Annotated in this window: 6 protein-coding genes; 3 read left to right on the top strand and 3 right to left on the bottom strand. The window is 76.0% G+C overall.

Annotated elements, in window-relative coordinates:
- Positions 1–35: 35 nt before the first annotated feature.
- A complete protein-coding gene (locus tag G5C65_RS27295; RefSeq protein WP_165301639.1) occupies positions 36–1148 on the top strand; it encodes an Acg family FMN-binding oxidoreductase in 1113 nt (370 codons plus the stop codon).
- A gap of 170 nt (positions 1149–1318) precedes the next feature.
- Positions 1319–2470, top strand: coding sequence for an MFS transporter (locus tag G5C65_RS27300; RefSeq protein WP_165301641.1), 1152 nt, complete (start codon positions 1319–1321; stop codon positions 2468–2470).
- Between the two features lie 50 nt (positions 2471–2520).
- Here G5C65_RS27300 and G5C65_RS27305 read toward each other — a convergent pair whose 3' ends face one another.
- Positions 2521–2955, bottom strand: coding sequence for an AsnC family transcriptional regulator (locus tag G5C65_RS27305; RefSeq protein WP_165301643.1), 435 nt, complete (start codon positions 2953–2955; stop codon positions 2521–2523).
- A gap of 107 nt (positions 2956–3062) precedes the next feature.
- On the opposite strand from G5C65_RS27305, the gene G5C65_RS27310 reads away from it, so the two are divergent.
- Positions 3063–3983, top strand: coding sequence for an SMP-30/gluconolactonase/LRE family protein (locus G5C65_RS27310; RefSeq protein WP_165301645.1), 921 nt, complete (start codon positions 3063–3065; stop codon positions 3981–3983).
- On the opposite strand, the gene G5C65_RS27315 is transcribed toward G5C65_RS27310, so the two are convergent.
- Complete coding sequence (locus tag G5C65_RS27315; protein ID WP_165301647.1) at positions 3952–5577, bottom strand: PfaD family polyunsaturated fatty acid/polyketide biosynthesis protein; 1626 nt, start codon at positions 5575–5577, stop codon at positions 3952–3954. The two genes, G5C65_RS27310 and G5C65_RS27315, sit on opposite strands and share 32 nt — an antisense overlap.
- Positions 5574–7335 (bottom strand): hotdog family protein (locus G5C65_RS27320; protein ID WP_165301649.1); only part of this gene is annotated, 1762 nt, incomplete at its 5' end. The genes G5C65_RS27315 and G5C65_RS27320, both read right to left, overlap by 4 nt.

Raw genomic sequence — 7335 nt, forward strand, 5'->3', positions numbered from 1 at the left:
CGCCCGCCCCGTACGCGCAAGAAAGGGGTCAGGACATGACCGTCCCGGACCTGTCGCTGCTCACCGCCGAGGATCTGGAGGTCCTGCTCGCGGCGGCGACGGCGGCCCCGTCGATCCACAACACCCAGCCCTGGCGCTTCCACGCCGACCCGGTCACGCGGTCGATCGAGGTCCACCGGGCGCCGCAGCGGGCGCTGCCGCTGACCGATCCGGCGTGCCGGGCGCAGTATCTGTCGGTGGGCGCGGCCGTGTTCAATCTGCGGCTGGCCGCCGACCGGCTGGGCCGGCGCCCGGTCGTACGGCTGCTGCCCCGGCCGGACCAGCCGGCGCTGCTGGCCGGTGTACGGCTGATCGAGCGGCCGTATCCGCGCGAGCGGTGGGGTCCGGCCCTGTACCAGGCCATCGCGCGGCGGCACTCCAGCCGGATGCCGTTCACCGGACGCCCGGTGCCCGGACCGGTCGTGGCGGAGCTGACCCGGGCCGCCCGGGTCGAAGGCGCGTGGCTGCGGGTGCCCGCGTTCGCGGGGATCCAGCGCGTGCTGCGGCTCACCGCCGCCGGCGAGTCCCGCAACGTGGCCGACAGTGGGCGCGCCGCCGAGAGCCGGACCTGGGTCACGCCGCCGGGCGCGGGCGCGTACGGCATCCCGGTGACAGCGCTGGGGCCGCGGGACCTGGCCGGGCGGATCCCCCTACGGGACTTCGCCGCTGCCCGGCGCACCCGGCGCGCCCCCGCGCTGCGGTTCGAACGCCACACGCAACTGGCGGTGCTGTGCACCGCGCACGACCGCCGCGTGGACTGGCTTCGGGCCGGCCAGGCCCTGCAGCACGCGCTGCTGGTGGCCACCGCGCACGGGGTGCGCACCTCCATGCTGCACCAGGCGATGGAGTGGCCGGACCTGCGGCACGCGCTGCGGGGCACACAGCAGCGGCGCTGCTGTCCGCAGTTGCTGATCCGCTTCGGCTACGGCCCCGAGGGCGGATGGACCCCGCGGGCCCCCGCGGAGCTGTCCACCGGGGGCCCGCTCGGCCGCCCGGGAGGGACGGATGGCCCACCCCGCGGCGAGGCCGGCTCCCCCAGCCTGGCTGCTGAGCCGGGGCCCCCGGTCATCGCCCGGGTCACGGAGCCACCGGACCACCGCATTCCCTGAGCACGAGGAGCGGCAGGATGCTGCGAGAACCGAGAGCGTCGTCAGAGCCGGTAGACCCGGTAGAGCCGGCAGAGCCGGGAAGGGCGAAGGAGCCGGGAGAGCCGGGCGATTCGCAGGGGCCGGGAGCGCAGGGCGGCGGACCGGCGCCGGGCTCCCGGCGGGCGTGGCTGATGCTGCTCCTGGCCACGGTCGGCTTCGCGCTCAACTTCTGGGCGTGGGCACTGCTGAGCCCGCTCGGCCCGCGCTTCAAGGACTCCCTGGCGCTGTCCTCGTTCGAGCAGTCGCTGCTGGTGGCGGTCCCGGTGGTGGTCGGCTCGCTGGGCCGGGTCCCGGTGGGCGCGCTGACGGACCGGTACGGGGGGCGGGTGATGTTTCCGCTGGTCTCGGCCGCCACCATCGTGCCCGTGCTGTATCTGGGGCTGGCCGGGCACTCCTCGCTGCCGGCGCTGCTGGTCGGCGGCTTCTTCCTGGGCATCGGCGGCACGGCGTTCGCCGTCGGGGTGCCGTTCGCGGGCGCCTGGTTCCCGCCGGAGCGGCGGGGGTTCGCCATCGGCCTGTTCGGCGCGGGCATGGGCGGTACCGCGATCGCCGCGCTGACGGCGGTTCAGCTGGTGGACGCGCGCGGCATGGCCACCCCGTTCCTGCTCACGGCGGCCGTGCTGGCGCTGTACGCGGTGGTGGCCGCGCTCGCCCTGCGGGACGCGCCCGGGGACGTCCACCGGCCCGAGCCGCTCGCCCGGCGGCTGGCCGCGACCTGCCGGCTCGCGGTCACCTGGCAGGCGTCGGCGCTGTACGCCGTGGCGTTCGGCGGCTATGTGGCGTTCTCGGTGTATCTGCCGACCTACCTCAAGACGGGGTACGACCTCTCCCAGGCCGACGCGGCCAACCGGATGGCCGGGTTCGTGCTGCTGGCGCTGGCCATGCGGCCGATGGGCGGCTGGCTGTCCGACCGGGTGGGGCCGGCGCGGGTGCTGGGCTGCTCGCTGGCCGTGGTGGTGGCGGGCGCGTTCGTCCAGTCGCTGACCCCGCCGCTGCTGCCGGTCGGCACGCTCGCGTTCCTGGCGCTGGCCGCCGCGCTCGGCGCGGCCAGCGGCGCGGTCTTCGCCCTGGTCGCGCTGCTGGCACCGGCGGACAAGGTGGGCTCGGTGACCGGCGTCGTGGGCGCCGCGGGCGGGCTGGGCGGCTTCGTACCCCCGCTGGTCATGGGCGCGGTGTGGGGCCTGTTCGACTCGTACGCGGCGGGCCTGGTGCTGCTCGCGGCGGTCGCCGCGGCGGCGCTCGCCTTCACCGGCACGAACATCCGCCACGCCCTCGCCCGGTAGGCCCCGCCCTCGGCCGGCGGGGCGGGCCCCGCATCGGCGGCGGACGCGGGTCACGGGGTGACGGGGCGCTCGAAGAGCGTGTCCAGCACCACCGTCGCCCGCGTACCGCTCACTCCGTCGATGCCGTAGAGCCCCCGCAGCACGTCCTGGAGCCGCTCGGTCGTCGAGGTCCGCACCTTCACCAGCACGGACGCGCTGCCCGCCACGACGTGCGCCTCCTCGATCTCCGGCAGCGCGGCGAGCTCCGCGCCGGAGTCGCCCATCCAGGACGTGGCGTCGACCAGGACGAAGGCCAGCACGCCCTTGCCGACCGCGGCCGGGTCCACCTCGGCCGCGGTGCGCCGGATCACCCCCTGCTCGCGCAGCTTGCGCACGCGCTCGTGGGTGGCAGCGGCGGAGAGGCCGACGGCCTGGCCGAGGGCCGCGTACGAGCGTGTGGCGTCCTCCTGGAGGAGCGCGAGGAGCCGCCGGTCGGTGTCATCCACGCCGGGTTCCTCCCTTCCTTCCATCGAACCTTGACGATCGGAATACGGTCCGAGAATATCATCGATCGGCAGTACAGCATCCGGCATCACACGTGAGGAGCAGGATCATGTTCGACGCTCAGCCCTCGCTGTACGAAATCCTCGACGACCGCTTCCGCACCGGCAGATGCCACGCCGGCGACTCCCGGCTGGAGCTGCTGCACGACGGGTGCCGCTGGGCCGAGGGCCCGCTCTACGTGCCGGCGGGGCGCTACACGGTGTGGAGCGACATCCCCAACGACCGCCTGCTGCGCTGGGACGAGACCACCGGGGAGGTCGGCGTCTTCCGCGCGCCGGCCGGCCACCCCAACGGCAACACGCTGGACCGCGAGGGCCGCCTGATCACCTGCGAGCAGGGCAACCGGCGCGTCACCCGCACCGAGCACGACGGCACGCTCACCGTGCTCGCCGACCGCTTCCGGGGCAAGCGCCTGAACAGCCCGAACGACGCGGCTGTGAAGTCGGACGGCTCCGTGTGGTTCTCCGACCCCGACTTCGGGATCGCCGGCGACTACGAGGGGCACCGTGCGGACAGCGAGATCGGCGCCTGCAACGTCTACCGCGCCGACCCGGACTCCGCTCGGGTGCGGCTGGTCGCGGACGGGTTCAGCGGGCCCAACGGCCTCGTCTTCTCCCCCGACGAGACCCGGCTGTACGTCTCGGACAGCCGGGCCAACCACATCCGCGTCTTCGACGTGCGCGAGGACGGCACGCTGTCCGGCGGCGAGGTCTTCGTCACCTGCGGGAGCGGCAACTTCGACAACATCCGCTTCGACGACGGCGGGCGGCTCTGGGCCGCGGCCCTGGCCGGCGGAGTGCACTGCTACGACCCGGACGGCACCCTGCTCGGACGGCTGCGGGTGCCCGGCGTCGTCGCCAACATCCGCTTCGGCGGCGCCAAGCGCAACCGGCTGTTCATCGCCGCCGACACCGCGCTCTACTCGGTCGTCATGGGCGTCACGGGCACCCCGCCGCTGCCTGCCCGGTGACGTCCTCGCGCGCGGCGGGGACGGCCGCGGCCGCCGGGGGCAGCCGGTACTCGGCGCAGCCCGCCGGGAACCGCACGCCGGACAGGCGCAGTTGGCCGACCCGGGCGTGGAAGGCCGCACCGCGCAGCAGATGCCGGGACACGGCGGCGGCGTGCCGCTCCTCCGGCGCGGCCAGCGCGCTGCCCGCGGTCCAGGCGTTGAAGGCGCCCATCGCCGGGCCGCACCAGATCTGCCAGTCGCCGGAGCGCTCGGACCGCCCGGAGGTCGCCCAGCGGGAGGCCATCGCCAGATACCAGCGGAAGACCAGGGCCATCCGGAACTTCGCATCCCGCTCGGCGCGCGGCAGCTCGTCCGGGTGGTGGGCCTTCAGATAGCCGCGGCACTCGTCCACGACCTCCTCCAGCGGGCGGCGCAGGACGCTCTCCTGGAGCCGGCGGCGCTCCTCGGCCGGCAGGGCCTCCAGGCTGTCGTAGCGCTCGTGGAGCCGGCGGAGCCGGGCCGCGTGGCCGGCGAAGAGGGTGCCTCGGGTGAGCACCTGCACCTGGGCGCCCTGCTCGAACATGTCAGCGGCCGGGGCCATGGCGCAGTCCGTCGCATCGGCGCGGGCCAGCAGCCGCTTGACGCCGGCCGAGGTGCCCGCCTCCGTGGTGGCCTGGTTGACGGATCCGGTGACCACATAGGCGGCACCCAGCGCGAACGCGGCGGCCAGCGCGTGCGGCGTGCCGAGGCCGCCGGCCGCGCCGATCCGCACCGGGGTGCCGTGCGGGTGCGGATGCTCGCGGGCGAGCCGGTCGCGCAGCGCGAGGAGCGCGGGCAGCAGCACGGCCAGCGGACGGCGGTCGGTGTGGCCGCCGGAGTCCGCCTCCGCCGTGATGTCGTCGGCCATCGGTACGGCGCGGGCGAGTTCGGCCTGCTCGGCGGTGACCCGCCCGGCGGCCCGCAACTCCTCGACGATCTCGCGCGGCGCCGGGCGCAGGAACAGCTCGGCGATCCGCGCGTGCGAGACCTTCGCGACCACCCGGTGCTCGGCGCGGACACCGCCGGCCGCGTCGCGGCGCAGCCCGGCGACCCGGTAGCGCACCAGGTCCGGGGTGAGCTGCACGAACGCGGACGCCTCCAGGCAGCGCACACCGTGCCGCAGGCAGGCGTCCACACAGGCCCGCTCGGTGGCGGGCGCGAGCGGGTTGTGGATGAGGTTGCAGCCGAACGGCGCACCCGCGGGGCCGAGTTCGGCAGCGAGCCGGGCGAGGGCCGTCTCGACGCGTTCCTCGGGGAGCCCCGCTGACCCGAAGGCGGCCAGATGTCCGGCGCGGGCCAGCGCGGCGACCAGCTCGACGGAGGCGATGCCGCCCGCCATCGCGCCCGCCATATGGGCGTACCGGACGCCGTGGTCCCGCCGGAAGTCCGCCGAGCCGAGCCGTCCGGGCGGCAGCGGGCCCGCGGCGGCGAGCAGTTCGGCCCCGGAGCCCGGGGCCGGCGGCCGGTGCGCTGCGCCCACCCGCCCCGCGCGGTCGACGATGTAGCAGGGGCGGTCGAGCGCCGCGAGGACCTCGTACAGCCCTTCCGTATCGTGCCGTACGGCCGGTGCCGTCATCGTTGCGCCTCCGCGCCGCCGGGCGCCCCGGGCGTGGCCCGCAGGGCGATGTTGTCCACCTGGTAGATGCGCAGCCCGTCGCGCCACACGCTGCCGTCGGCCAGCAGCAGGACCGAGCCGTCGGCCGCGCGGCGCGCCTCGCGCAGCTGCACCTCGCCCCGGACCCACCGGTGTTCGGGGAGGATCTGCCCCCGGTACGTCCACCGCAGCTCCTCGCCCGCGGCGAGGGCGAAGCGCGGGCGCGGCAGATGCGCGACCAGGCCGGTGTACAGCGCGTAGGCGTGGACGGCCTGGTAGAGCATCTGCACACCCGCCGAGCCCGGCATCACGGGGTCGTGGAGGAAGTGCTGCGCGAAGAACCAGTCGTCGGCGCGTACCGGCTTGTCGCACAGCGCGTACCCCGCGCCGTGGTCACCGCCGCCGGGGACGAGGGCGACCTCCTCCAGCAGCGCCAGGCGCCCGTGCCCCAGCCTGGTGTCCTCCCGCAGATCGAGCCGGCGCACCCGGTCCGGGGGCTGCGGGCAGCGGTCCAGCCAGGGCGGCAGACACCGCCCGCCGTCCATGCCCCGCTGCCGCTCCAGCAGCTCGGACGTGACGTACCCGGTGACCGCGGAGACTTCGCAGAACGGCTCGCCGCCGGTGCTCAGGGAGAGGTCGCCGCGGTGCAGCAGGCCGCCGGGCAGCGGGGTGTGCGCGGTGAGGACCGCGCGCTGCTCGACGGTCGCGCCGCGCAGCTCCACGTCCCGCAGCAGCCGGGCGCTGCCTTCGAGGTTGCGGCACACGAGGCTCTGGTCGGGGTACTCGCCTTGGGCGCCGAGGAGCCAGCCGAAGGCCCCCATGGGCTGCAGCGCCATCTCCAGCAGCGCCAGCTGCGGCAGCGCGCCCGCGTTCTCGCGCAGGTACCACGGGTCGTCGGGCACGTCGTACGCGCTGGAGAGCGCGGACCCGGGCCGGTACTCGCGCCACGCGCCGCCGTGTCCTCCGGTGCACCGGTCCACCATGAGCAGGTCGCCGCGCGGCAGCCGGGGCCGCGTCCGCGCGGTGACCCGCACCTCGGGGACGCCGTGGATGCGGACTCCCGCCTCGCCCTCGGCGACGAGGGCCAGGTGCAGTTCGCTGCCGGGAACCCGCTCCCCGGACGGCCCCTTGCGGCAGCTCGGCCGGTCGAGACCGATCTCCAGGCCGGTGCCCGGCCCCTCGCGCAGGACGACCCCGGCGTCGCGCACCCGGGCCACCTCGCGCCCCGACCGGGTGAAGCGGCAGTCGCCGATCACGTACGGCCGCGGGGCCAGGCCCTGTTCGGTCACCTCCAGCTCCAGTACCAGCTCCGCGTCCGGCTCCGGCTCCGGCCCCCCGGTGCCCGGCGCGGGGGCGCCCGGGAACCCGGTGCGGACGGGGCGGTCAGTGACGGGCGCCGCGCGTGCGCCCGGGACACACAGGTGCAGCCCCTGGTGGAAGGCGTGGACCCGCAGGAGTTCGGCCGCCAGGGCGACGAGCCGGGGCCAGTCGCCGCCGCCGGGCTCCGCCGCCGGGAGCGCGGTGGCCCGCAGCAGACCCTGCGCGTACCGGCCGCCGCGCGGCTCGACGGCGGTGACCTCGCGCAGCAGCCGCGTCTGCCAGCGCGCGGGGAGCTCGTGCGGGGCCAGGCCGCGCTGGTCGTACGCGGGGCCGAACACGGCGGCGACGTCGCCCGCCCCCAGCGCGTCCAGCTCGGCAGCGGTCAGCCGGTCCACCTTGGTACGGGCCAGGGGGCGCGGC

Source organism: Streptomyces boncukensis (assembly GCF_011045075.1).
GTDB classification, from domain to species: domain Bacteria; phylum Actinomycetota; class Actinomycetes; order Streptomycetales; family Streptomycetaceae; genus Streptomyces; species Streptomyces boncukensis.